We start from the raw sequence: 24984 nt of genomic DNA on the forward strand, positions 1-24984 counted from the left end.
AATTCTCGGCCGCGGGGCGGGGCCCTGAGCCCCCGCCGGGGGGGGGGGGGGGGCGCCCCCGGCGGCCCCCCCCCGGGGGGGGGCCCCCCCGGGCGGGGGGGCCCCCCCCCCCCGGGGGGGGGCCCCCCGCCCCGATTCCTGCCCGCGGGCGCCGCCGTCGGCTCAGTACTGCGGCCGGTTGAACCACTGGCTCGCCGGGCTCAGGCAGCAGAAGACGAGCGTCACGACCGCGGTGGCCAGCCACAGGATGTACCAGAAGAAGATGCTCGCCGCGTCCTCGCCGCCCACGGCGCTGCCCAGCGCACCGAAGCAACCCAGCAGCGGCAGCAGGGCGTTGACCGACGCGGCGATGATCGCGGTGACGCGGGTGCCGACACGGCCCTTCCCGAACATCGAGGCGGGCACGATGTGCAGCGTCGCGAGGCCGCCGAATATCAGGAGCCCGATGAACGCGACGCCCAGTGCGGCACCGCCCGCCGCGTCCACTCCGGGGATGTCGTTGACGGCGTCGTTGGCCACCAGCCCGACGAAGAAGACGAACACGGCCAGCAGTGCCCACAACGAGCCGGCCACGAACAGCAGCACGCGCGCCGTGACGACCTGGCCCGGCATGCTGACGGTCGGCTGCATGCCTGCGCCGGGACCTCCCGGGTACGGCGGCACTCCGCCGGGGTAGCCGTAGCCGGGGTGGCTGTAGCCCGGCTGGTTGTATCCGGGCTGGTTGTAGCCGGGCTGACCGGCGCCCTGCCCCGGGTATCCGTAGGGAGCGCCCTGGCCGCCCTGCTGGGGTGCCGAATAGGGGTTGGGCTGCTGGCCGGGTTGCGGGGGGTAGCTCACGGGCTGGTTCCTCCGACGGTGTCGAGGAGCGGATGGGGCCGAGCAATTCCGGAGAATCACGGCCTGCCCTCAGCAATGTCGCTGCCCCCCGGTACGGCGCCGCACCGTCGGCCCTCCCTGCACTGCCCGACGCCGTGCACCAATGTTGCTGGTCCGACTGTCCGACTGTCCAGCCGACTTTCCCGGCTGTGGCGAAGTCGCAACGCTCAGTACGCCCCGGCCGCCCGGGCCCCGCTCTCCCATCCCGCGCCGGCGTGTGCCAACTCGCCGTCCAGCACCGGCAGATCCGCTTCCTGCACCAGGTCGAACCGGAGCGCGAACCGCACCAGGGCCTCGCGGACGCTCTCCGCGGCGTCCGGTGCGCGCAGCCGCAGCTTCAGCCGCAGGTAGTCGATGTTCCAGGCGACGGCCGCGGGGGAGGCGTCCGGCCACACCGGGCGCAGCCGCTCCGTCAGCTCCACGACGTCCGGCACCGGGGCCGCCGCGTCCCCGCGCAGGCTCGCCTCGCACAGTGCCGCCAGGACGAGGAAGTAGTGGCAGGTGCGGTCCAACGGGTAGGGCCGCGGGAAGGGGTCGAAGCGCCAGCCCTGCGTCCGGTCCTCGGTCGGCTCGGCCGCCCCGTCCTCGGTCGGTTCCCCGGTCCGGTCCTCGCGCCGGTTCCCCTCGCCGTGCGTCCCGTCCCCGTGCGTCCCGTCGGGAAGGAGCGCGGCGGCGCGCCGCGCCCGGGAACGCGTGCCGCCGACGAGGGAGTCGGCGGACGCCAGGTAGTCGTGGCGCGGCGCCAGTACATCGAATCCGCATCCGGCCCCCGATTCGCCCGCGCACAGGCGAACGCGTGCGAACTCGAAGGGGACCGGGGCGTCCGCGCGGCCGGGTGCGACCCGGATGTGCTCCCCCGCGCCCTCGGGATTCTCGACGAGATAGGTCTGATCGCTGCTGAAGTTGGTGAGTATCCAGAAGGCGCCGGTCGCGGTGATCTCCCCGGCCGCGCATGCGACGGCGGGGTGGGAGAGGGCCAGGCCGCTGCCGGTTGGTGCCGTGCGCCCGAAACGCAGCGTATGGCCCGGCTCCAGCCGGTGCTGCGCCTCGAGTCCCCGGCACCCGTCCGGGACGATGATCACGCTGAACACGCCCCGCACGCTACTGACCCTGTGTACGCGTTCGCAACGGAGCGTAGGGGGAGCAGGGAGGCACATGAACCTACCTTTGCCGTCCCGTTGCCAACGGGACGCCACAAGGGTGACGCCGGATCGCACCGCGCACGGCGGGGAGCGCACGGCGGCGCCGCGCGCCCGACCTGCGAGCCGCCCCACGCACCCGCTCCCGCGCCCGGCATCCGTGTCCCGCTCGACGGGCCCGCCGGGCACCGCAGACCGGGGGCGACGGCACCTGAGTGGAGACCGGCGGCCCGGATCCGCGAGGATGGGGCGCATGACCGCCCAGATTCTCGATGGCAAGGCCACCGCCGCCGCGATCAAGTCCGACCTGACCACCCGTGTCGAGGCGCTCAAGGCGAAGGGCGTCACGCCCGGCCTGGGCACTCTGCTCGTCGGTGAGGACGTCGGCTCCCAGAAATACGTCGCGGGGAAGCACCGCGACAGCCAGCAGATCGGCATCAACTCCATCCAGCGGCAGCTGCCCGCGACGGCGAGCCAGGAGGAGATCGAGGCGGTCGTCCGCGAGTTGAACGAGGACCCGGCCTGCACCGGCTACATCGTCCAGCTCCCGCTGCCCAAGGGCATCGACGTCAACCGGGTGCTGGAGCTGATGGATCCGGCCAAGGACGCCGACGGTCTGCACCCGACCAACCTGGGCCGCCTGGTGCTCAACAAGCCCGCACCGCTGCCCTGCACCCCGCAGGGCATGGTGGTGCTGCTGCGCCGCTACGGCGTCGAGTTGAACGGCGCCCACGTGGTGGTGGTCGGACGCGGGGTGACCGCGGGCCGCCCGCTGCCGCTGCTGCTGACCCGGCGGAGCGAGAACGCCACGGTGACGCAGTGCCACACCGGGACCCGCGATCTGCCGGAGCTGCTGCGCCAGGCGGACATCGTCGTCGCGGCCGCCGGGGTGCCGCACCTGATCAAGCCGGAGGACGTCCGACCGGGCGCCGCCGTACTGGACGTGGGGGTCAGCCGGGACGAGAACGGCAAGATCGCGGGCGACGTGCACCCGGGGGTGGCCGAGGTCGCCGGCTGGATCTCGCCCAACCCGGGCGGCGTCGGCCCGATGACCCGGGCGCAGCTGCTGGTGAACGTGGTGGAGGCGGCCGAGGCGGCGGCCGGCTGAGCGAGGTCGGGGAGAACACCGTCATGGCAGAGGACGACCGCCGCCCCGCCGACCGGGGCGAGGGCCGCACCGGCGTCGACGCCGACCGGAGCGGCGAGCGGACCGGTGGCGACAAGGGCCCGAGCGGCGCCCGGAGCGACGGCACGGGCGGCGACGGAGCCGGGGGTGGCGACGGGGACGGCGACGGGAACGGGAACGGGGCCGGGGACGGCGGACTGAAGGGAGACTCCGCGATGGCGGGGCAGGAGGCGGCTCCACCGAAGAAGGCGTCGCGGCGCTTCCCGGTGCTGACCCGGGACACCGCGCGGCCCGAGGGCGGGGGGCGCGCCATAGGAGGGCACCGCCCGGCGCCGTATCGGCAGTGGCCGCTGCTGGCCGTGTGCCTCGGGGTGCTGGCCGGACTGCTGGTGACCATCGCGGAGTTCCGCGCGGGCACGCTCGTCATCGGCCTGTCGCTGGTCGGCGGGGCGCTGCTGCGCTGGGGCAAGCCCTCGGTCGGCATGCTGGCGGTACGCTCGCGCTTCACCGACATGATCACCTATGGCGTGCTGGGCCTCGCCATCGTGCTGCTTGCCTTGATGGCGCAGCCGAGCCCATGGCTCTCGCTGCCGTTCCTGGACACCATCGTCCACTTCACCGTGCGTTGACGGGCGCTCCGTCGGAGGCGGGGCGCCGCTGCCGCGCCCCGCGGCGGTCGCCCGCCCCGTGGGGCGAACCGCCACATCGCCGCCCGCAGGTCCGCCGGTCCGCCGGCCGGTGGGTCGGCAGGTCCCTCGGCTGCCGGCCCGGCGCAGGTGGCTTCCGGTGCTGTCCGTACGGTGCCGGGAGCCCGCTCCCGCACGCGCCGTCGGACGGGACGAGCCACCCGGGGACCGTGCGAGGACCGTTGGCGTCCGGAACGGCTGGCAGACTAGGGGGCGTTTGCGCGAACGAGCACACCTGAGGCCGTGGCGCGACACGGGGGAAGGAATGCTGAGAGCGCACTCGCGGACAAGGGGGAGGCCATGCCTCGTTGGAGGTCGCTACCGGAGGATCTGGACCCGCAGATCCGCGAGTTCGCGAGCCAGTTGCGGCGGCTCGTCGACCGCAGCGGGTTGAGCGTCGCCACCGTCGCCGACCGCACCGGGTACAGCAAGTCGTCGTGGGAGCGCTATCTGAACGGCCGGCTGCTGCCGCCCCGCGGCGCCACCCAGGCCCTCGCGGAGGTGACCGGGACGGACGTGCGCCACCTCGGCACCATGTGGGAGCTGGCCGAACGCGCGTGGAGCCGGAGCGAGATGCGCCGCGACACCACGCTGGAGGCCATCCAGATCGCCCAGGCGCGGGCCGCGCTGGACGAGGCACCGGAGCAGGCGTCCGGGAAGGGGCGCAAGCGGCGCAAGGGCAAGGGCGCGGACCAGGGCGCCGCTCCCGGGGCCGGCACTCCGCAGGACGCTCCGGGCGGCCAGGACGTGGAGACGGCGGTGCTGCGCAGGGACGCCATTCGCGCGGCGGGCGACAAGGCGGGCGCCGACTGGACGACCGCGGACCGGCCGGACCCCGACCGGCCGGGCCCGCACAACGCGAGCGCGGAGAAGGCGCGTGCGCGGGAGCGGCGCCACCGGTCCGACGCGACCGACTGGGGCACCGCCGCCCCCGCGGTCGGCGGGCGGTCCTCCGGCCCGGCCGGCGGCCGAGGCACCGGCGGCGGCCAGGGCACCGGCGACGCGCCGGGCGACCACGGACTGGCGTCCGCCGCGGTCGGCGGCGCACCGGGCGGACCCGCACCGGCCGCCGCACCCGGAGCCGGAGGCGACCGCGCCGCGCCGGGCGACCGCGCCGCGAAACCGTCGGGCGGACGGCGCAGAATCACCGTGCTGCTCGCTTCCCTGGTGGCCGTCCTCGTGATCGCCGCGGGCGCCGTGCTCTTCTTCGGCACGGGGGAGGACGGCAAGGAGGAGGCCGCAGCACCGGAGCCTGCCCCCAGCCGGAGCGCGCCGCAGCTTCCCGCCGGGGTGAAGTGCTCGGGCGAGGACTGCTCGGGCAAGGACCCGGAGGCGATGGGCTGCGGCGGCGAGCACGCCGCGACCAGCAGTTCGGCCTGGGTCGGCAGCAGCTTCGTCGAGGTCCGGCACAGCACGGTGTGCAAGGCGTCCTGGGCCCGGATCACCAGCGCGAAGTCCGGGGACGCGCTGAGGATCAGCGGGCCGGGCGGCCAGGCGGAGCGCGACGAGGTGACGAGCACCAACGACGCCTACACCAAGATGGTCTCCGTCGGTTCGCAGGACCAGGCGCGGGCCTGCGCGACGCTGGCGGCGGGTGGCAAGGGCTGCACGGTGCCGGGCAAGAAGGTGCGCTGAGCGGACCCGGGGGTGCGCGGGGCGGGGGGTCGGATAGCCTGGCCGATGGGTCTCTTGACGTAGAGAGACTTCCGGCCACCCGCCAGCCACGTCAGGTACTACGGAGAACGCCATGACCCGCACTCCCGTCAGCCCCGTCACCGTCACCGTCACCGGCGCCGCAGGCCAGATCGGCTACGCGCTGCTGTTCCGGATCGCCTCCGGCCAGTTGCTGGGCCCCGACGTCCCCGTCAAGCTCCGCCTGCTGGAGATCACCCCCGCGCTGAAGGCGGCCGAGGGCACCGCCATGGAGCTGGACGACTGCGCCTTCCCGCTCCTCCAGGGCATCGACATCGCCGACGACCCGAACGTCGCCTTCGACGGTGCCAACGTGGCGCTGCTCGTCGGCGCCCGGCCCCGCACCAAGGGCATGGAGCGCGGCGACCTGCTGGAGGCCAACGGCGGCATCTTCAAGCCGCAGGGCAAGGCCATCAACGACCACGCGGCCGACGACATCAAGGTCCTGGTGGTCGGCAACCCGGCCAACACCAACGCGCTGATCGCCCGCTCGGCGGCGCCGGACGTTCCGGCCGAGCGGTTCACCGCCATGACGCGCCTGGACCACAACCGCGCCCTCACCCAGCTCGCGAAGAAGACCGGTTCGACCGTCGCCGACATCAAGAAGCTGACGATCTGGGGCAACCACTCCGCCACCCAGTACCCGGACATCTTCCACGCGGAGATCGCCGGCAAGAACGCCGCCCAGCTCGTGGACGACGAGAAGTGGCTGGCCGACGAGTTCATCCCGACCGTCGCCAAGCGCGGCGCGGCCATCATCGAGGCCCGCGGCGCCTCCTCGGCCGCCTCCGCCGCGAACGCCGCCGTCGACCACGTGCACACCTGGGTCAACGGCACCCCCGAGGGTGACTGGACCTCCATGGGCATCCCCTCGGACGGCTCCTACGGCGTGCCGGAAGGCATCATCTCCTCCTTCCCGGTGACCACGAAGGACGGTGCCTACGAGATCGTCCAGGGCCTGGAGATCAACGAGTTCTCCCGCACCCGCATCGACGCCTCGGTCCAGGAGCTGACCGAGGAGCGGGACGCGGTCAGCGGCCTCGGCCTGGTCTGAGCCGACCGCGGCACCGCCGCCCGCGGGCCCGTACGGATCGCCGGATCCGTACGGGCCCGCGGGCTTTTCCGCCACATCGGCCGGAATCCGTAGCGGCGGGAACCGTACCGGCCGGAGTCCGTACCAGCCGGGAACCGTCGGGCGAGGCGCCCGGATGCGGTCAGCTCGCCTTGGCCCCGTGCGCCCCGCCTTCCGCACGGTCCGCATCGGCGGCCTCCTCCTCGGCCATTGCCTCCTCGTAGGTGCGCAGGCTGGTGACGAGCAAAGCCCGCTCGGCGGGGGAGAGGCCGGTCAGTACCTGGCGCCAGGCGTCGGCGCCGCGGGCCAGCCACCGGGAGATGGTGGGGCGGTGCGCCGCGGTGATGCTCACGATGCGGCGGCGCCGGTCGTTCTCGTCCTCCCGCCGTTCCAGCACGCCCTTCCGGCTCAGCTCGCCCACCAGGAGGCTGACCGTGGTCGGGGCGACCTCCAGCCGGGTGGCCAGGTCGTTGACGCTGGTCGGGCCGTCGAAGAGGAGGTACGAGAGCAGGGAGAGGTGCCGCGGGGCCAGCGCGAGGGCCTGCAACTCCTCCGGTACCGGCAGGCGCTTGAACCGGCTGACGATACGCGGCATCAGCAGGAGCAGCGCGCGTACGGCGTCGTCCTCGGCCAGCTCCCCGCCGTACTCCTCCGTACTCTGTCGTCCCCCTCTGTGACCGTCCATCGACATGCCGGTGGGCCTCCCTGGCTCCGTGAGGAAAGCTGCTCGGCTTTCCGCGGGTTCTCCGTCGCGCTCGCGGCGATCCGGTTCTTCGCCTTGCCGCTCGGGTGGCTGCCATGCCGGACTTCGAAGAGGAGTTTCGCGGAGCGGCCCGCCGCGCGACCGGTCAGCGCCTCTCGTACGGCTCCTGCCGGGCTCGCGGTCCGGTCCGGCGGATCCGGCGCCGCCCGGTCCGGAGGCCCGGCGCGAGAGAGAGCGTCACCGTCAGGGAGAGGGCGGCCACCAGCGTCATGGCGGTCGCGGGGGAGGTGCGTTCCGCGACGGCGCCCGCCAGCGCCGCGCCCACGCCCTGCATGGCCAGCATCCCGGAGGAGTGCAGGCCCAGCGCGTGGCCCCCGAGCTCGTCCGGCGTCCGCTGCATCAGCCGCTCCTGGAGCAGCAGACTGGCACCGAAGCCGAAGGACGCCAGCATCACCAGCCCCGCCGCGAACGGCACCGCGGGGTGCAGCACGAACAGCAGATAGGGGGAGGCGAGCAGCGCGAGCATCGGCACTGCCGGCCGCTTCCGTCGGCCGGGCGGCAGCCAGCGGCCGACGACCGTGTCCCCGGCCAGCATGCCCACCGCTCCGCAGGCGAACAGCAGCCCGGCCTCCCGCGGCGCGTACGGCACGAAGAGCGACTCGCACCCGACCACCAGGCCGTTGGGCACCCACAGCCCGAGGTAGACGACCCGGCGGGCGGGCGAGGACCACAGCAGGGAGTTGGTCCGCCAGGTCTCGGCGGGGGAGGGGCGGCCCGCGGCGCGCGGCGGACGCTGCCCGAAGCCGAGCCGGGCCGTCACCGCCCCCGTCAGGTACAGCGCCGCCCCGACCAGCAGGGTGCCGCGGGCCGAGAGGACCGTGACGAGCAGCCCGCCGAGGGCGTAACCGCCGATCTGCATGACACCGCTGGACATGTTGAGCACGGAGCGGCCGAGGAGGTAGCCGTCCTTGGGGAGGATCTCGGAGAGCAGCCCGTAGCGCACCCCGCCGCCCAGGGAGGCCAGGATCCCGAGTATCAGCAGCACGGCGAACGCCCCCGCGACGGGCAGTCCCGGCAGGGTCTGGGCGGCGGTACCGAGCGAGAACGCCACGAGCAGCCCGGTCAGCGCGGCGCGGGGCGGCAGCCTGTCGGCGGCCGACAGCAGGGTGGCCGCGCCGATGAGCTGGGCCAGCGAGGGGCCGAACATCGCCAGCGAGGACAGCAGCGGGGAGCCGGTGGCGGTGTAGAGCAGGGTCCCCAGGGCCAGGCCGCTCACCGTCTGCCCGGCCACCTGGAAGGTGCTGGTGAGGAAGAGCGGACGGAACTCGGGGGTCCGGAACAGCTCGCGATAGGTGCGCATGGCGGGAAGTCTCGGGAGGACCGCGGCTGCCGGTTACTGTTTCGCGGCAGGGCGAAACCTCGACGCGGACGCACCCGCGGTGCAGCCGGCGAGGGGCGGCGGAGCGGACCGGCAGGGGGGCGGCGGGGGACATGGGATGGTGGCAGGTCAGTGCCGACACTCTGGCGGGCAGCCGCTTCGTGGTGTCCCCGCTCGCCGAGACGATCGCCGGTCTCAAGGTGCTGGAGCGCGGCAGCGCGGCCCACCCCGGCGAACGCGCGTGGCTCGCCGCCCACCGGCCCGCCTACCGTGCCCGCCAGGCCGCCGACCCGGTCACCGGACAGCTCATCCGTGCCGCGCTCGGCCCCACCTGGAACGCGGACTTCCTCACTCCGCCGCCCGACCCCGGCGCACACGGCGCCGCTGCCGCGTCCTTCGCGGAGGAACTCGCGTGCATCCGCGCCACCCCGCCCCAGGTGGCCCGTGCCGACCTGCTGGTGTCCCTGGGTTCGGGACCGCTGCCCGGCGTCCTGCGCCGCGACGACCTGCCGCACCGCACGGCCGAAACGCTGGAGTGGGTGTGGCACGAGACGGTGCTGCCGTACTGGCCGCGGCGCCGCCGGATCATCGAGGCCGATGTGGTGGCGCGCACCGCGCAACTCGGCCGGGGCGGCTGGGCCGCGGCGCTCGGCGACATGCGGCCGGGCATGCGCTGGCTCGGCGGCAGCCGCCTCCAGATCAACGCCCGGAGCTATCCGCCGCGCGAACTGGACGGCGCACGACTGATGTTCGTTCCTGTCACCCCGCACACCGGATGGGTGAGCTGGGAGGCGCTCCCCGTCGGCGTACCGCGGGGCCAGGCCCGTCCGCCCACCGGGGTCCGCCCCCGCTACGCCGTGGTCTACCCCTGCTCCGGAACCCTCGCCGACGCCGGACATCCGTCCGTCCCGGAGGCGTTGGGGGTGCTGCTCGGCCCCGCGCGGGCCGCGGTCCTGGTGCTCCTCGACTCCCCGAAGAGCACCACGCAGCTCGTCGCGCTCACCGGACAGGGACTGGGCTCGGTCGGCCGCCATCTGCGGGTGCTGCGGGACGCCCGGCTGATCCAGGGGCGCCGGGCGGGCCGCTCGGTGCTCTACCACCGCACCGCGGCGGGCGAGGAGCTGCTGCGGGCCCAGGAGTGACGACCCGGCCGCGGGTGCCCGGGCCGCGGGGCGTCCGTCGATGACCCGGCAGGTAATCGCGCCGCCGCCGCCGGACGGGGATCCTCGGGCCATGACCGGAACGCAGACAGACCCCACGCCCGCGGTGACTGCTCCGAAGAACAGCCCGGCGACCGCGGCGCACCCCCTCACCGGCGCCCCCGCCCCGGACACGCGGACCGTCGTCGAGGAGTTCCTCTCCCGTGTCGGTGCGGGGGACCCGGACGGGATCGCCGCGCTCTTCGCCGAGCAGGTGGACTGGATGATCGCCGACAATCCCGCGGTGCCCTGGGTGCGTCCGCGGCCGACCCGGGCTGACGTGGCCGCGCACTTCCGGGAGCTGGCCGCCGGGGTGGAGCCGATGGCGCCCCGCGGGCGGCCCCTGGAGGCGCTCGTCGTGGAAGGGGACGAGGCGGTCGTGACCGGCAACCTGGCCGGCCGGGTCCGCGTGACGGGCAAGGAGTTCGTCTCGCCCTTCGCGCTGCGGCTGACCGTCGAGCGGGGGCTGGTGGTGCGCTACCACCTCTACGAGGACGGGGTGGCGGTCGCGGCCGCCTGCGCTCCGGACGACGAGGGCCGGGCGCCGGAGTCCGAGGCCTGACCACGCGGTAGGCCCGGATGCCGGCCGCCGGAGGCCCGGTCACCTGCCTCCGGGCTTCGGCGGCACCGACTCCCGGCTACACGGACTCCGAAGGGGGCTCGTCCCGGCCGGAGCCGTCCAGGTGCCGGCGGAGCTGCTCGACCGAGACGGTGCGGTCCTCGGGCGGGGTGGCGCGGGAGACGGGCCGGTTGAAGCGGCCCAGGTCGATCTCGTCGTGGTTGCCGCCCGCCTTCCGCTCCAGGCGCAGCGGGTAGGGCTTGCCCTCCGTCGAGACGTGCATGGTGACGCGGGCCTGCTGCCGGGCGCGGGTGACGGGGACGGAGTGGTGGCCGTGCACGTCCCCCTTGTGGCCCCGCTTCCAGCGGGGGCCGGAGGAGCCGGACACTCCGGAGGCGGCGCGGAAGGCGTTCAGGTCGCAGGCCGTGGCCAGGCCCCCGCCGCCGAGCTTGTCGCGGCCCTGCGCACTGCCCTTGATGTAGTGCCCCTTGAACTTCTCGGCCGCCTTCGCGCCCTTCTCGGGGCCGAGCTGCGCCCGCCAGAACGCCGCGTCCGGTTTGATCCAGACGGTGCCGCCGCGCTTGATGAGCCGCATGGAGCCCTTGCCCGGGACCCCGACTTCTCCGGAGCAGTTCGCCTTTTCGTCGAGAGTCAGGTCGAGCCGGAGATCCGGTGCTTTCATTCTGAGCCGCATGGAGTGTGCCGAATTCAGCTCGTGCGACGCTTTTTCCGCTATTTCCTCGCCCGACAACTCTTCGATATCCGGACCGTCACGCTGCGTGGCCATGGTGGTGGCATGAGCCGGGGCCAGGAGTCCGCCGGAGGCCGTCGCCGCAGCGCAAACGGCTACAACCAGTGAGGTTCGGTACTGCTTACGCATTGCTGGCTCCGATCCGCCGGAGAGGAGTCCGGTGCCGCCGTGTCGGCGCGCCGGGCTGCCAAATACGGACAAAGACGTACTCACCGTACGGTCCGCAGAGGGGTGCCGCACCTCGGCCCGTGATGAAGGCCACTTGGCGACGTTTTCTGGACATGCAACCGGAAGAACGGGGCAGGGTTCCCGATTGCCATCTACCCAGGGTTGTGGCAAAAGCCCCCAACGGGGCACCGGGGTCGCCCCGGAGAAAGCGGTAAGTAACGGAAGGCAGTACCGAAGGTGTCCGTTCTGGAGAGCATTCATATCGATGGCGCGTGGCGCACGGCCGCAGCCGGCGGCACCCGGGAGGTGCTGGACCCCGCGGACGCCACCACGCTCGCCGTCGTCGCCGAGGGCGACGCATCGGACACCGACGCGGCGGTCGCCGCGGCCCGCCGCGCGTTCGACGAGGGCCCCTGGCCGCACACGCCCACCGCGGAGCGCGCCGCGCTGCTGCGCCGTGTCGCCGACCTCCTCCAGCGGGACCGGGAGGAGATCGCGCTGACCGAGTCCCGGGACACCGGCAAGACCCTCGAAGAGGGCCGGGTGGACGTGGACGACGTCACCAACGCGTTCCGCTACTTCGCCGACCTGGTCATGAACGAGTCCGGCGGCCGGGTCGTGGACGCCGGCAGCCCGGATGTGCACAGCGTGGTCGTGCATGAACCCGTCGGCGTCTGCGCCATGATCACCCCCTGGAACTACCCGCTGCTCCAGGCGAGCTGGAAGGTCGCCCCGGCGCTGGCGGCCGGCGACACCTTCGTCATCAAGCCCAGCGAGGTCACCCCGCTCTCGACCGTCCACCTGGTGAAGCTGGTGATCGAGGCCGGCGCCCCGGCCGGGGTCGCCAACATCGTCACCGGCGCGGGCCTGCCCGTCGGCCAGCGGCTGGCCGAGCACCCGGACGTGGACCTCTTCTCCTTCACCGGTGGACTCGTCAGCGGCACCAAGGCCGGCGCCGCCGCCGTCGCGGGTGCCAAGAAGGTCGCCCTGGAGCTCGGCGGCAAGAACCCCAACGTGGTCTTCGCCGACGCCTGCGCCACCGAGGAGGGCTTCGACACCGCCGTCGACCAGGCCCTGAACGCCGCCTTCATCCACAGCGGCCAGGTCTGCTCGGCCGGTGCGCGGCTGATCATCGAGGAGTCCGTCAAGGACCGCTTCGTCGCCGAGCTCGTCTCCCGTGCGCAGCGCATCAAGCTGGGCCGGGGCACCGAGGAAGGCGTCGAGTGCGGCCCCCTGGTCTCCCGGCAGCAGCTGGAGAAGACCGAGGGCTACGTCGCCTCGGCGCTCGCCGAGGGCGCCGAGCTGCGGTGCGGCGGGGAGCGCCCGCAGCCGTCCGAGGTGCGGCCCGAGGGCGGCTACTTCTACGCGCCGACCGTGCTGGACAACTGCCACCGCGGGATGCGGGTCATCCGCGAGGAGACCTTTGGCCCAATCTTGACGGTAGAGAGCTTCAGCACCGAGGACGAAGCTGTAACGCTGGCCAACGACACCGAGTACGGCCTCGCGGGCGCCGTCTTCTCGGGCGACACCGCTCGCGCGCGCAGGGTTGCCGCGCGACTGCGCCACGGCACGGTCTGGATCAACGACTTCCACCCGTACCTGCCGCAGGCCGAGTGGGGAGGCTTCGGCAAGTCCGGCATCGGCCGTGAGCTGGGCCCCCACGGTCTGGCCGAGTACCGCGAGACCAAACACGTGTACGAGAACCTGCGGCCTGCCCCGGTCCGCTGGTTCGCCGGCTGAGCCGGGCAACGAAGCCCGGCCACCGGCCCCCTCCCACCGCGCCACCCCGAAACCCGAACAGAGCGCGACGGCGGCTCGACCGGTCGAGCCGCCGCGGCGCACCCGTACCAACCGCCAGCAGCCCCCTCGCCGGAAGTTCTCAAGGAGCAGCACCCCTATGCCCAGCTATGACTACGTGATCGTCGGAGGTGGGACGGCCGGATCGGTGATCGCCTCGCGGCTCGCCGAGGACCCGGACGTCACCGTCGCCCTGATCGAAGGCGGCCCCTCCGACATCGACCGGCCCGAGGTCCTCACCCTCCGCAAGTGGCTGGGCCTGCTGGGCGGGGAGCTGGACTACGAGTACACGACCACCGAGCAGCCCCGCGGCAACTCGCACATCCTGCACAGCCGCGCCAAGGTGCTCGGCGGCTGCTCGTCGCACAACACCCTGATCTCCTTCAAGCCGCTGCCCTCCGACTGGGACGAGTGGGAGGCCGCGGGCGCCACCGGCTGGGGCGCCCAGGCCATGGAGCCCTACTTCGGCAAGCTGCGCAACAACGTGGTGCGCGTCGCCAAGAAGGACCAGAACGCGATCGCGCAGGACTGGATCGACGCCGCGAAGGACGCCCTCGGCCTTCCCGAGGTCGTCGGCTTCAACGACCGGCCCTTCGAGGAGGGCGTCGGCTTCTTCGACCTCTCCTACCACCCGGAGGACAACAAGCGCTCCTCCGCCTCCGTCGCCTACCTGCACCCGCACATCGAGGCCGGTGACCGCCCCAACCTGCACATCCTGCTGGAGACGTGGGCGTACAAGCTGGAGATCGGCGGCGCCGACGGCAAGACCGTCAGCGGCGTGCACGTGCGCGGCAAGGACGGGGAGGAGCGGCTGCTGACCGCCGGCCGCGAGGTGCTGGTGTGCGCGGGCGCCGTGGACACGCCGCGGCTGCTGATGCACTCGGGCGTCGGCCGCCGGGAGGACCTCCAGGAGCTGGGCATCCCGGTCGTCCACGACCTGCCGGGCGTCGGCGAGAACCTCATCGACCACCCCGAGTCGGTGATCGTGTGGGAGACCGACGGTCCGATCCCGGACAACTCGGCGATGGACTCCGACGCGGGCCTGTTCGTCAAGCGGGACCCGGAGCACCAGGGCCCCGACCTGATGTTCCACTTCTACCAGATCCCCTTCACCGACAACCCCGAGCGACTGGGCTACGAACGCCCCGAGCACGGCGTGTCGATGACCCCCAACATCCCCAAGTCGCGCAGCCGCGGCCGGGTCTACCTGACCTCCGCCGACCCCGAGGTCAAGCCCGCGCTCGACTTCAAGTACTTCGAGACCGACGAGAACGGCTTCGACTACGACGGCCAGACGCTCGTCGACGGCATCAAGCTCGCCCGCAAGGTCGCCCAGGCAGAGCCGTTCGCCAAGTGGCTCAAGCGGGAGGTCTTCCCCGGCCCCGAGGTGACCGACGACGAGGAGATCAGCGAACTGGTGCGCAAGGCCGCGCACACCGTCTACCACCCGGCGGGCACCTGCCGGATGGGCGCGGAGGACGACGCGCTCGCCGTCGTCGACCCCCGGCTGCGCGTCCGCGGCCTGACGGGCATCCGCATCGCGGACGCCTCCGTCTTCCCGACCATGCCCGCCGTCAACCCGATGATCGGGGTGCTGATGCTCGGCGAGAAGGCGGTCGACCTCATCCGTCCCACCCAGACCGACAAACAAGCGACCACGGCACCGGGAGGTGTTGCCTGATGTCCGAGACCGCTGAAGCCACGGCAGCCGGCGAGAACACACACGAGCACGGCGACCAGGCGGGTCCCGCCATCTCCGTCCGCAACCTGTGGAAGGTCTTCGGTCCCAAGGCCGACCGGATCCCCCACGACGCCTCCCACGCCGGACTCTCGCAGAGCGAACTGCGCGAGCGGACCGGCTGCACCGCCGCCGTCCGCGACGTCTCCTTCGACGTGCACCGGGGCGAGGTCTTCGTCGTCATGGGCCTCTCCGGCTCCGGCAAGTCCACCCTGGTGCGCTGCCTGACCCGGCTGATCGAACCCACCGCCGGCTCGCTGGAGTTCAACGGCGAGGACGTCATCGGCATGGGCGCCGACGCGCTGCGCGAGCTGCGCCGGCACCGGGCCTCCATGGTGTTCCAGAACTTCGGCCTGCTCCCGCACCGCACCGTCGTCGACAACGTCGCCTACGGCCTGGAGATCCAGGGCATGGGCAAGGCCGAACGGCGCGAACGCGCCGCCGAGATGGTCGCCAAGGTCGGCCTGGACGGACTGGGCGAGCGCCGCCCCGGCCAGCTCTCCGGCGGCCAGCAACAGCGCGTCGGCCTCGCCCGCGCGCTGGCCGTCGACCCCGAGGTGCTGCTCTTCGACGAGCCGTTCAGCGCGCTGGACCCGCTGATCCGCCGCGACATGCAGGAAGAGGTCATCCGGCTGCACCACGAAGAGGGCCGCACGATGGTCTTCATCACCCACGACCTGTCCGAGGCGTTGCGCCTGGGCGACCGCATCGCCCTGATGCGCGACGGCGAGGTCGTCCAGCTCGGCACCCCCGAGGAGATCGTCGCCAACCCGGCCGACGACTACGTCCGCGACTTCGTCCGCGACGTCCCCCGCGAGCAGGTCATCTCGGTACGCCGCGCGATGCGCCCCGCCGAGGGCGCCGAGGCGAAGACCGGCACCGAGGTCGCCCCCGACACCCTCGTCTCGACCGCGATCGAGACCGTCGCCCGCACCGGCGAGCACTGCCGCGTCGTCGAGGACGGCCGGCTGCTCGGCGTCGTCGACCACGCGAGCCTGCTGATCGTCGTCGCCGGGCTCGACAAGGACGCCGCCCCCGGGGACACCGCACCCGAGGACGGCACGGAACGGGAGGTGGCCGCCGTATGAGCGCCACACGCCACAGCACCGCGGAGGCGGTCCATACCGGCGGGGGGCTGATATGAGCTCCCCGACCCTCACCAAGGACGAGGCCGCGAACCCCGCGCCCTCCCCGAAGGAGCCCGCCGAGGCCCCGCAGGAAGCCGCACCGCCCTCGGCGCTCGCCCGCTTCCTCGGCAACCCCAAGACCCTCGCGCTGCTGGTCGCGATCCTGGTCGTCGTGGTCAGCGCACTGGTCACCGGCGCCGGCACCTGGCCGCGCTCGCTGACCGCCGATGTGCAGTCGCCGCTCAACGACCTGGACAACTGGCTCGTCGACAACCGCGAATCGCACTGGATCTTCCTGTACTTCCTGCTGCACATCAGCAACTTCGCGCAGGCCTCCTACGACACGCTGCTCAGCCTGCTGGAGTCGATGAGCTACGTCGGCGTCATCGTCGTCGGCACCCTGATCGCCTGGGCCGCGGGCGGCGCCGACCTCTCCCGCCGCGCGCTGCGCACCGGCGGCACGGCACTCGCGGTCTTCGCGGTGTGCGGAGTGCTGGACGTGTGGGAACCGACGATGGAGACGCTGGCGCTGATGATCGTCTCGATCATCCTCGCCGCCCTCCTCGGCGCCCTGCTGGGACTGGCCTCCGGAGTCTCGGACCGCTTCGAGAAGATCCTGCGGCCCGTCTTCGACACCATGCAGGTCATGCCGGCGTTCGCCTACCTGCTGCCGCTGGTGCTGATGTTCGACATCGGCGTCCCGTCCGCGCTCATCGCGACGGTGATCTACGCGGCGCCGCCGATGGCCCGCCTCACCTCGCTCGGCCTGCGCCAGGCCGACCCGACCGCGCTGGAGGCGGCCACCTCGCTGGGTGCCGACGCCCGGCAGCGGCTGCTGACCGCCCGGCTGCCGCTGGCCCGCAAGCAGATGATGCTGGGCCTCAACCAGACGATCATGATGTGTCTGTCCATGGTCGTGCTCGCCTCGCTGATCGGCGCCGGCGGCCTGGGCTCCGAGGTCTACGAGGCCCTCGGCGCGCTGAAGAACGGTGACGCGCTGGTCGCCGGTGTCGCCGTCGTGCTGCTGGCCGTCCTGCTGGACCGCACCACGGCCGCGGCCGGCGAGCGGATCGACGACGTCGCCACCACGAGCTTCTCCCGCGCCGCCGCACAGCTGCGGATCGTCGTCTGGGGCGGCATCGCCGCACTCACCGTCCTCTTCGCCGCGATCGGCACCGCCGTCGCCGGAGACGAGTGGCCCGAGAACTGGGTCGTCGACTTCACCAACTCCATCGACACGGCCGTCAACTGGTTCACCGACCACCTGGGCTCCGGCATCCCCGTCCTGGGCGGCACCATCACCTGGGCCGAGGGCTTCACCGAGATCGTCCTCAACCCGCTGCGCAACGGTCTGCAGACCACCCCCTGGTGGGCGCTGGCCCTGCTCGTGGCCGCGATCGGCTGGATCGTCGGCACCTGGCGCGCCGCGCTCACCGGCGTGGTCTGCCTGGCCCTGGTCGGCTGGATGCGGCTGTGGGACGTGGCCATGGACACCCTCTCGCAGGTGCTCGCGGGCCTTCTGCTCACCGTCGTCGTCGGCGTGCTCGTCGGCGTGCTGTGCGCCCGCGTCGAACGGGTGGACAAGCTCATGCGGCCGGTGCTCGACACCATGCAGACGATGCCGCAGTTCGTGTACCTGATCCCGGTGATCGCGCTGGTCGGCCAGAACCGTACCGGTGGCATCCTCGCCGCGGTCATCTACGCGGCACCCGCGGTCATCCGCATCACCGCACAGGGACTGCGGCACGTCGACCCGGCCGCCATGGAGGCATCGAGCTCGCTCGGCGCCACCGGCATGCAGCAGCTGTTCGGCGTGCAGCTGCCGCTGGCCAGGAAATCCATGCTGGTCGCCCTCAACCAGGGCGTCGTGCTGGTGCTGTCGATGGTCGTCGTCGCCGGCCTCATCGGCGGCGGCGCACTCGGCTACATGGTGGTCCGCGGCCTGTCGAAGGGCGACCTCTCGCAGGGCTTCCCCGCCGGCATCGCCATCGTCTGCCTCGGCATCATGCTCGACCGCCTGTCCCAGCCGGCCGCGAAGCGCAACCGCGACTGAGACCTCCGTCCCCCGAGATCCCCCCGACGGGTCCCCCCATCCCGTCCCACAGGAAAGAGAAATTCGCATGAGAATCAAGCGCGTAAGCACCATCGGAGTGGCCGGCGTCGGTCTGCTGGGCGTGCTCGCCCTCACCACCGGCTGCGCCGCCGACACCAAGGCCAGCGGCGGCGGCGACGACAAGGTCGTCCTCGCCGAGCCGTCCTGGGTGGGTGCCACCGCCAACGCGGCCGTCGTCAAGAAGCTCCTCGAGGACGAGATGGACGTCAAGGTCGAGGCCAAGCAGATGGACGAGCCCGTCGCCTTCGACGCGCTCAACAGCGGCAAGGCCGACGTCATCCTCGAGGACTGGCACGGCGTCCCGAAGAAGCAGAAGAAGTACGTCGAGGAGAAGAAGACCGTCGTCTCCGGCGGCGACCTCGGCGTCGTCGGCCACATCGGCTGGTTCGTGCCGAAGTACTACGCCGACAAGCACCCCGACATCCTGAAGAGCTACAAGAACCTCAACAAGCACTACAAGGACTTCAGGACCTCCGAGAGCGGCGACCTGGGCCACTTCATCGGTGCCGCCCCGTCCTACTCGCAGCACGACAAGGAGCTCATCAAGAACCTCGGGCTCAAGTTCAAGCACATCCCCTCCGGCGCCGAAGCGGCCCAGCTCAAGGAGCTCAAGCGGCTCTACGACGCCAAGAAGCCGTTCCTCACCTACTGGTGGGAGCCGCAGTGGATGAACGAGAAGATCGACCTGGTCGAGGTGCCGCTGCCCAAGTACACCAAGGGCTGCGAGGTTCCCGCGTCCGAGGCCAAGTGCGGCTACGAGACCAACCAGCTCGAGAAGTTCATGAACAAGGACTTCGCGAACGGTGACAGCAAGGCCGCCGAGTTCATCAAGAACTTCCACTGGTCGACCAAGGACCAGAACGAGGTCGCCGGAATGATCGCCGGTAAGAAGATGGACCCGGAGGACGCCGCGGCCAAGTGGATCAAGGACAACAAGTCCACGTGGGAGAAGTGGATCCCCAAGGACTGATCCCGCGCGGTGCGGCTGTCGCCGCTGCCGCTGCACGCACTACCGGCCCCCGCGACGCCTGTCGTCGCGGGGGCCGGTGCGTTCCCGCTTCGCGGGGGGCGTGTTCGCCGGGTCGGTTCCCCTCTGCGGAACGCGTTTGCGTTGTGAGGGGCACGCCTTCTGGGTTTTTCGGCTGTCCCCTTCGCGGGGTGCGGTGCTGTGTGGGGGGCACGCCCCCGTTGTCTTCGGCTGCCGCCGAGAGGTCGTGTCGGGGGGCTCCTCCCCCAGACTTCGTCCGGGGGACCCCCACCCGACGGCCCCCGCTAGTGGGCTTCGCCCCCTGGAACCCCCAGCCGCATCCCTCGGCTCCCCTCCCGTACGTGCGCTCCGGACCAGGTTCCTGGCCCGTCGGGTGCGGGGAGAGTCCAGATGCTGTCCGGCACAGCCCAAGAACGCTTCCGCGGTCGAAAGTCCCCCAGCGATTGCCGCATCGGGCTGACCCCCGGAACTCGTGAGGCTCGCCCATTTCTTCTGTCTCTTCTGCCGGCTGATCGGTCCGAGAACCAGGGCTACGAGTCCGGTGGCGACAAGCAGGACTGCCGGTGGGACCAGGACGGGTTGAAGAATTGGGGCGACACCGGCGCAGCTTCGGCTTCCTCTTCCTGTTTGGATCACCCGATTTCTCCTCGTTGGTGAGTCCTGGGTCTGGCCGGGACCGACGGGTCCGGTACAGGCCAGGTCGGTCAACCACGAGTGTCGACCTGCTGTGCCTGATCCGAGATCAGATTTACGCTCTCGCCCGCCTTGCTCAGGAATTGCTCACCCCGGTTCCTCAGTCGCGTTTGAGGTTCCGATAACGCACCCAGGCAATTCCGAGGCCCGGGGGTACCAGAATCAGAGGTGCGCTGAGGGAAGAGAGAATGTCACCCCCGGTGGTCACGGCAATCAGGAACCAGATGACATACAGGAGTGCGAATGCCAGAAATACTTGAAGCATTGCTCTCCGCATTGAAGGCGGGGGGTCCGGTCGTGGCATTTCTTTCCCTTCTCTAGGATATCCAGCTTTCCACTAGGGCGCTGGTGTTGGCTCCGGCCGCAAAGCAGCCGACGGATGAGACGAAGCCCGTCTCGGGGCCGGTGGCTGCCGTGCACACTGTGCCGACGACGAAGCCAGCGGTGAAACTTGCAGAACCCTTGGCTGCCTCTGTGAAGTCTCCGGAAGCCAGGTCTTTTCCTATGCTGACCAAGTCCATTGCATCCTGAAACTTGCCCACGGCTCCTGGAATATCGAGAAGCCCTCCAGGGTCGATGCGGTTGACCGGGTCGCCTTCGGCGTAGAGGTAGGGGTTCTTTTCCTGGCCGGAGGGGTCGGGTTGGGTGAAGCGGCCGATGCGGGGGTCGTAGTAGCGGGCGCCCGTGTGGTACATCGCGGTGGCGTCGAAGTCGGTCGCCGCCAGCATCAGGTTGCCGGTCGAGTAGTTGACCCGGGCCACCAGGGAGTCGGTGATCCGGAAGTCGGATATCCCGTGCCAGGGAACGTCCCCCTGTCCTTCCGGTACGACGTCCGACGTGGCCGCTGCGGACTTTCGTGCCTTCTTCTCCTCGGTGGCGTCGGACGGCCGATCGGCGCGTTCCTTCTGCGCCTTGCGCCGCCACCTCCGGGGAGGGCTCGACCTCGTCCTCGTTGGCGGCCGGTTCGGTCCCTCCCACCTTCACCGGCGGGAGCTTCGCGTCCGGCCGGCCCGTGCCCCACGCCGACCCCGGCGCCCCCTTCGCCGGGGCCGCGGCACTCGCGGTGGCCGGAAGCGCCGCCGCGCCGGTCGCGGTAGCCGCCAGCAGGGCGATCACGGCAGTGACGGAACGTCTGGACTGTTTTCGGGCACGCCACATGGACGTGCCCGAAGCACGTAACAGCGTCTTCCCCCCTGGGAATCAGCCCCCGGCCGCTCTGACCGGAAGCGCCTGCGACGGTTCCACACCGTGGCGACTCAGATCCAGAGGGCGCACATAATCCGCTCGGAAATTTTTGCTCTCAGACAACAGACGTACATACCGAGGGGGGAACGATCCGGGTCTGCTGTACAACCCCTGCGCGATGTCAGTGGGCGGAGTGCGAATCGTGAGAACGTCGCCTCGCACTCCGCGAGAGCTGCTGCGGCGGCTGACATCCGCGCCGCGCTCCGGACCCTTTCGGGCCTGCTGCGGAAGAAGTTCGGTGCGGCAAGCGCCAACTTCGTCCGCGGTCCTCTGCGCATCGGGGCGGACGCGAGAGGAGACAGCCGCAACACCGTCCGATGCGGCGCCCCCGCGAAGGGGGCGCCCGGCGTCAGGAGGCGAGCAGGTGGTCCGCGAGGGCCTGGACGCCCGCGTAGGCGCGGGCCGCGAGGCCGCCGCCGAAGGTGACCCGCGCGGCACCGGCGGCGGCCAGCTCCGCGGCGCGGGGTCCGTCTTCCTCGGCCAGCGCGTTGACCGGCACCGGCAGCGTGCGGGCGAGGACCGCGAGGTCCTCCGTCGGCGCGCCGATCGGATACACCCCGTCCGCGCCCGCCGCGACGTAGGCGCTGCCCCGTGCCAGCGCCTCCGCGAGCGGTTCCTCGGCGCCCCGGATGTAGACGTCGATCCGTGCGTTCAGGAAGGGTGCGGAGCCCAGCGCGGCCCGTACGTCCGCCAGGAAGCCGGCCTGCTCCTCGGTCGGCAGCAGCGCTCCGTCCGCCGAGTCCTCCAGGTTGCAGCCGACGGCCCCGGCGGCGCGGAGGCGGGCGGCGATCTCGGTCGGGGGCAGCCCGTATCCCCGTTCGATGTCCGCGCTCACCGGGATGGTGACGGCGCGGGTGATCCGGGCGACGGCGGCGAACATCTCGTCGGCGGGGCACGCGCCGTCCTCGTAGCCGAGCGAGGCCGCCACCCCGGCGCTGGGGGTGGCCAGCGCGGAGAACCCCGCCTGGGCGAAGATCTGTGCGGAGGCCGGGTCCCAGGCGCCGGGCAGCACCAGCGCCTCGCCCGGCTTCCGGTCGTGGTGCAGCCGGCGGAACCGGGCAGCGGCATCCGCGTGGTCCGCGGTGTCCATCAGGCGGCCCGACCGCCGTCCCGCAGGCTCTGCGGAAGGCCCCGCACGGTCACGTTGAACCGGTTCCAGGCGTTGATGGCCACGATCTGGCCGATGAGCGCGGCGAGTTCGGTCTCGTCGAAGTGCGCGGCGGCCCGCTCCCACACCTCGTCCGGCACGAAGCCGTCCGTCAGCTCGGTGACGGCCTCCGTCAGTGCGAGCGCGGCCCGCTCCCGCTCGGTGAACAGGTCGCCGCTCTCCTCCCAGGCGGCGAGCAGGTCCAGCCGCAGCTGCGACTCGCCCGCCTTGCGCGCGTCGGCCAGATGCATGTCCAGGCAGTAGGCGCAGCGGTTGATCTGCGAGGCGCGGATCTTGACCAGCTCGCCGATCACGGGTTCGAGTCCCGCCGCCGACGCGGCCTCCTGGAAGGCGTACATGCCCTTCATCAGCCGGGGTGCGGTCTGCCAGATGTCCATCCGCGGTGTGGTCGTCATGGCTGCGAGCCTATGCGGAAGTGGTTCAGATGTATGGTCCACTTCCATGGCAGATTCGTGGGCCAATTCTCGGCATCGCCGGGACCGCCGCACCGGCAGTGACCTCCACCTCGACCTCGATCTCGGCTCCACGGCGGGCCCCGGGGCGCCCCGCCCCCGCGCCGCCCTGCTGGCCGCGCTCCGCGACGCCGTCCGGACCGGCCGGCTGGCCCCCGGCACCCGCCTGCCCTCGTCCCGCACCCTCGCCGCCGATCTGGGCCTGGCGCGCAACACCGTGGCCGGGGCGTACACGGAACTCGTGGCCGAAGGGTGGCTGTCCGCACGGCAGGGCTCCGGGACCCGGGTGGCGGACCGCGCGGCCCCGGCGCCCCCGCGCCGCCCGGCCGCCCGGACCCGCGCCGAGCGGCCCTCCCGGCTGTCGCTCGCCCGGGACCGGCACGGGCAGCAGCGCCCCGCCCACGATCTGCGCACTGGCGCACCCGACGTCTCGGCCTTCCCCCGCTCGGCGTGGCTCACCTCGGCACGCCGCGCCCTCACCGACGCACCGGCCGGCGCCTTCTCGCACGGCGACCTGCGCGGCGCCCGCCAGCTCCGGCAGGCGCTGGCCGACTATCTCGCCAGGGCCCGCGGAGTCCGCGCCGACCCGGACCGCATCGTCATCTGCGCCGGATTCGCCCAGGGCATCGCACTGCTGGCCCGGGCGGTGCCGGGGGACATCGCCGTCGAGGAGTACGGACTGCCCTTCCACCGCGAGTTGCTGGAGCAGACCTCCCGCCCCCGCACCCGCCCCCTGCCGGTCGACTCCCACGGCGCCCGCACGCAACTCCTCGACACCGAGGAGCAGTTCACCGGTGTACGGGCCGTACTGCTCACCCCGGCACACCAGTATCCGCTCGGGGCGCCGCTGCACCCCGACCGCCGGGCAGCCGTGGTCGACTGGGCCGGCCGGAGCGGCGGACTGGTCCTGGAGGACGACTACGACGGCGAGTTCCGGTACGACAGGAACCCGGTGGGGGCGCTCCAAGGGCTCGACCCCGACCGGGTCGTCTACCTGGGCACTGCCAGCAAGGCCCTCGCCCCCGCGCTACGGCTGGGGTGGATGGTGCTGCCCGAGCACCTGGTGGACGCCGTGCTGGCCGCGAAGACGCCCGCGGAGTGGACCACCGGCGCCCTCGACCAGCTCACCCTCGCGGACTTCCTGGAACGCGGCGCCTACGACCGCCACGTACGCGCCATGCGGCAGCGCTACCGTGTCCGCCGCGACCGGCTGGTGGAACAGTTGGCCCTGCGGGTCCCCGAGGTGAGCGCCACCGGTATCGCGGCCGGACTGCACGCCGTGCTGCGCCTGCCGCCCGGGGTCACCGAGGCGGACGCGCTGCGTGCCCTGGACCGCGCCGGGGTCGCCCTCGACCCGCTCTCCGCCTTCCGCCATCCGGCGGCACCCGCGCAGCCGCCGCCGGACCCGGCGCTGGTGGTCGGCTACGGCACCCCGCCCGAACACGCCTATACCGCCGCGCTGGAGGCCCTGTGCGGGGCGCTGGCGCGCGGCTGTCAGCCGTCCGTGCCCAGACCGCTGGGGTCCGTCTCGTAGGAGAGGGTCAACCGTGGAGGCAGGCACCATTCGCCGTAAAGGATCATGCCGTCCTTGTCGCTCCAGCGGTGCGCACCAGCCAGAGTGGGTGCGCCCGGCGGAATGCCGAGGTGCCCGGCTTCGCGCTGGTCCGCTTGTCGGGCGTGCATGTCGTCGCGCGCATAGGTGGGAACGCGCCCGGTGGATTCGAGGACCTTGGGCAGGAGGCCATGCACCTTGCCGGGTGCGGTGCTGAGCAAATCCGGTACGAGCGCGGCGAAGTGGGCGGGGAACCAGTCGACCGCCAGCATCAGCCGGGCCCTTCCCCGCCCGACCACGTACTCCCGCCGGACGACTTGGTCTCCGTGTTCCAGGTCGAAGATCTCCGCCACGTACAGCGGGGGCACGATCAGTTCCGCCGCCGTGACGACCACGGACTCGCCGTTCGTCAGCACGCTTCCGGTCCGCCGTGCCAGCCCGGCCCGCTCGGCAGGCGTCATGCTGACCGGCGCCTCGTCCGCGACGAATGTGCCACGCGGCGATGTCCGTACGACTCCTTCCACCGACAACTGGCCCAGTGCCCGCTGTGCAGTTGCTCCGGCGCACCGATAGGAAGCCGCCAACTCCTTGACGGTCGGCACCTTGTCCCCGGGGCTCAACTCGCCGCTCAGAATCCGGTCCCGCAGTTCGGCCGCGATGTCCATGAAGCGTTGCTCTGCCATGGGACGGACGCTATCCGGTGAACTAGTTCGCCGGAAGGGCTCAAGTGCGAACTAGTGCACCTCTGATGGGTGAATCTCG

General features: G+C 72.1%; 20 protein-coding genes and 1 pseudogene. 12 read left to right on the forward strand and 9 right to left on the reverse strand.

All coding sequences use genetic code 11. The annotated features are described in order from the left end of the window. Positions 1-162: 162 nt before the first annotated feature. Together ACFYMO_RS24120 and ACFYMO_RS24125 are read right to left on the reverse strand one after the other, a co-directional pair. Positions 163-837: a hypothetical protein gene (locus ACFYMO_RS24120; protein ID WP_388548805.1), complete on the reverse strand. Its 675-nt coding sequence runs from the start codon at positions 835-837 to the stop codon at positions 163-165. 206 nt (positions 838-1043) lie between these two features. Next, the gene (locus ACFYMO_RS24125; RefSeq protein ID WP_388548807.1) at positions 1044-1967 is read right to left on the reverse strand and encodes a hypothetical protein; all 924 of its coding nucleotides are present in this window, start codon (positions 1965-1967) and stop codon (positions 1044-1046) included. A 301-nt stretch (positions 1968-2268) separates the two neighbouring features. Between ACFYMO_RS24125 and ACFYMO_RS24130 the strand changes: the two genes are divergently transcribed. The 4 genes from ACFYMO_RS24130 to ACFYMO_RS24145 all read left to right on the forward strand — a co-directional run bounded on the left by ACFYMO_RS24130 (position 2269) and on the right by ACFYMO_RS24145 (position 6573). Next, positions 2269-3123 (forward strand): bifunctional methylenetetrahydrofolate dehydrogenase/methenyltetrahydrofolate cyclohydrolase, encoded by an 855-nt coding sequence (locus ACFYMO_RS24130; protein ID WP_366774907.1) that lies wholly within the window; start codon positions 2269-2271, stop codon positions 3121-3123. Between the two features lie 23 nt (positions 3124-3146). After that, the gene (locus ACFYMO_RS24135) at positions 3147-3770 is read left to right on the forward strand and encodes a DUF3017 domain-containing protein (RefSeq protein ID WP_366774906.1); all 624 of its coding nucleotides are present in this window, start codon (positions 3147-3149) and stop codon (positions 3768-3770) included. A gap of 357 nt (positions 3771-4127) precedes the next feature. Then, complete coding sequence (locus tag ACFYMO_RS24140; protein ID WP_366774905.1) at positions 4128-5462, forward strand: helix-turn-helix domain-containing protein; 1335 nt, start codon at positions 4128-4130, stop codon at positions 5460-5462. A 112-nt stretch (positions 5463-5574) separates the two neighbouring features. Continuing rightward, entirely contained in the window at positions 5575-6573 is a 999-nt protein-coding gene (locus ACFYMO_RS24145; protein ID WP_019354825.1) for a malate dehydrogenase, read from the forward strand. A 160-nt stretch (positions 6574-6733) separates the two neighbouring features. Here ACFYMO_RS24145 and ACFYMO_RS24150 read toward each other — a convergent pair whose 3' ends face one another. Both ACFYMO_RS24150 and ACFYMO_RS24155 read right to left on the reverse strand, forming a co-directional pair. After that, positions 6734-7276 (reverse strand): MarR family winged helix-turn-helix transcriptional regulator, encoded by a 543-nt coding sequence (locus ACFYMO_RS24150; protein ID WP_366774910.1) that lies wholly within the window; start codon positions 7274-7276, stop codon positions 6734-6736. 163 nt (positions 7277-7439) lie between these two features. Continuing rightward, the gene (locus ACFYMO_RS24155; RefSeq protein ID WP_366774903.1) at positions 7440-8654 is read right to left on the reverse strand and encodes an MFS transporter; all 1215 of its coding nucleotides are present in this window, start codon (positions 8652-8654) and stop codon (positions 7440-7442) included. Positions 8655-8785: 131 nt separating this feature from the next. Here ACFYMO_RS24155 and ACFYMO_RS24160 point away from each other — a divergent pair, with 131 nt between their 5' ends. Both ACFYMO_RS24160 and ACFYMO_RS24165 read left to right on the forward strand, forming a co-directional pair. Continuing rightward, complete coding sequence (locus ACFYMO_RS24160; protein WP_366774902.1) at positions 8786-9814, forward strand: winged helix-turn-helix domain-containing protein; 1029 nt, start codon at positions 8786-8788, stop codon at positions 9812-9814. A 91-nt stretch (positions 9815-9905) separates the two neighbouring features. Continuing rightward, positions 9906-10433 (forward strand): nuclear transport factor 2 family protein, encoded by a 528-nt coding sequence (locus ACFYMO_RS24165; protein ID WP_366774901.1) that lies wholly within the window; start codon positions 9906-9908, stop codon positions 10431-10433. Positions 10434-10509: 76 nt separating this feature from the next. On the opposite strand, the gene ACFYMO_RS24170 is transcribed toward ACFYMO_RS24165, so the two are convergent. Then, entirely contained in the window at positions 10510-11112 is a 603-nt protein-coding gene (locus ACFYMO_RS24170; protein WP_388548812.1) for a hypothetical protein, read from the reverse strand. 474 nt (positions 11113-11586) lie between these two features. Here ACFYMO_RS24170 and ACFYMO_RS24175 point away from each other — a divergent pair, with 474 nt between their 5' ends. From ACFYMO_RS24175 to ACFYMO_RS24195, 5 genes are all read left to right on the forward strand, one after another. Continuing rightward, positions 11587-13089 carry an aldehyde dehydrogenase family protein gene (locus ACFYMO_RS24175; RefSeq protein WP_366774899.1) on the forward strand — a complete coding sequence of 501 codons (1503 nt, stop codon included), beginning with the start codon at positions 11587-11589 and terminating at the stop codon, positions 13087-13089. 157 nt (positions 13090-13246) lie between these two features. Further along, the gene (locus tag ACFYMO_RS24180; RefSeq protein ID WP_366774776.1) at positions 13247-14827 is read left to right on the forward strand and encodes a GMC oxidoreductase; all 1581 of its coding nucleotides are present in this window, start codon (positions 13247-13249) and stop codon (positions 14825-14827) included. After that, positions 14827-15972, forward strand: a complete 1146-nt coding sequence (locus ACFYMO_RS24185) for a glycine betaine/L-proline ABC transporter ATP-binding protein (RefSeq protein ID WP_388548814.1) — start codon at positions 14827-14829, stop codon at positions 15970-15972. Before ACFYMO_RS24180 ends, ACFYMO_RS24185 begins: the two co-directional genes overlap by 1 nt. A gap of 52 nt (positions 15973-16024) precedes the next feature. After that, positions 16025-18064, forward strand: coding sequence for an ABC transporter permease (locus tag ACFYMO_RS24190; RefSeq protein ID WP_388548817.1), 2040 nt, complete (start codon positions 16025-16027; stop codon positions 18062-18064). A 67-nt stretch (positions 18065-18131) separates the two neighbouring features. After that, a complete protein-coding gene (locus tag ACFYMO_RS24195) occupies positions 18132-19094 on the forward strand; it encodes a glycine betaine ABC transporter substrate-binding protein (RefSeq protein WP_366774779.1) in 963 nt (320 codons plus the stop codon). Positions 19095-20122: 1028 nt separating this feature from the next. Here the strand turns inward: ACFYMO_RS24195 and ACFYMO_RS24200 are convergent. From ACFYMO_RS24200 to ACFYMO_RS24210, 3 genes and pseudogenes are all read right to left on the reverse strand, one after another. Continuing rightward, positions 20123-20512: pseudogene (locus tag ACFYMO_RS24200) on the reverse strand (RHS repeat-associated core domain-containing protein); the annotation flags it as partial. A gap of 887 nt (positions 20513-21399) precedes the next feature. Beyond that, positions 21400-22140, reverse strand: coding sequence for an isocitrate lyase/phosphoenolpyruvate mutase family protein (locus tag ACFYMO_RS24205; RefSeq protein WP_366774781.1), 741 nt, complete (start codon positions 22138-22140; stop codon positions 21400-21402). Beyond that, positions 22140-22613: a carboxymuconolactone decarboxylase family protein gene (locus tag ACFYMO_RS24210; protein WP_388548821.1), complete on the reverse strand. Its 474-nt coding sequence runs from the start codon at positions 22611-22613 to the stop codon at positions 22140-22142. The genes ACFYMO_RS24205 and ACFYMO_RS24210 overlap by 1 nt, the downstream gene beginning before the upstream one ends. Positions 22614-22659: 46 nt before the next feature. Between ACFYMO_RS24210 and ACFYMO_RS24215 the strand changes: the two genes are divergently transcribed. Next, the gene (locus tag ACFYMO_RS24215; RefSeq protein ID WP_366774782.1) at positions 22660-24204 is read left to right on the forward strand and encodes a PLP-dependent aminotransferase family protein; all 1545 of its coding nucleotides are present in this window, start codon (positions 22660-22662) and stop codon (positions 24202-24204) included. Here ACFYMO_RS24215 and ACFYMO_RS24220 read toward each other — a convergent pair. Beyond that, positions 24165-24905 (reverse strand): GntR family transcriptional regulator, encoded by a 741-nt coding sequence (locus ACFYMO_RS24220; RefSeq protein ID WP_360303140.1) that lies wholly within the window; start codon positions 24903-24905, stop codon positions 24165-24167. The genes ACFYMO_RS24215 and ACFYMO_RS24220 overlap by 40 nt on opposite strands. Between the last annotated feature and the right edge of the window lie 79 nt (positions 24906-24984).

The organism is Streptomyces sp. NPDC007025, assembly GCF_042869455.1.
Lineage (GTDB): Bacteria > Actinomycetota > Actinomycetes > Streptomycetales > Streptomycetaceae > Streptomyces.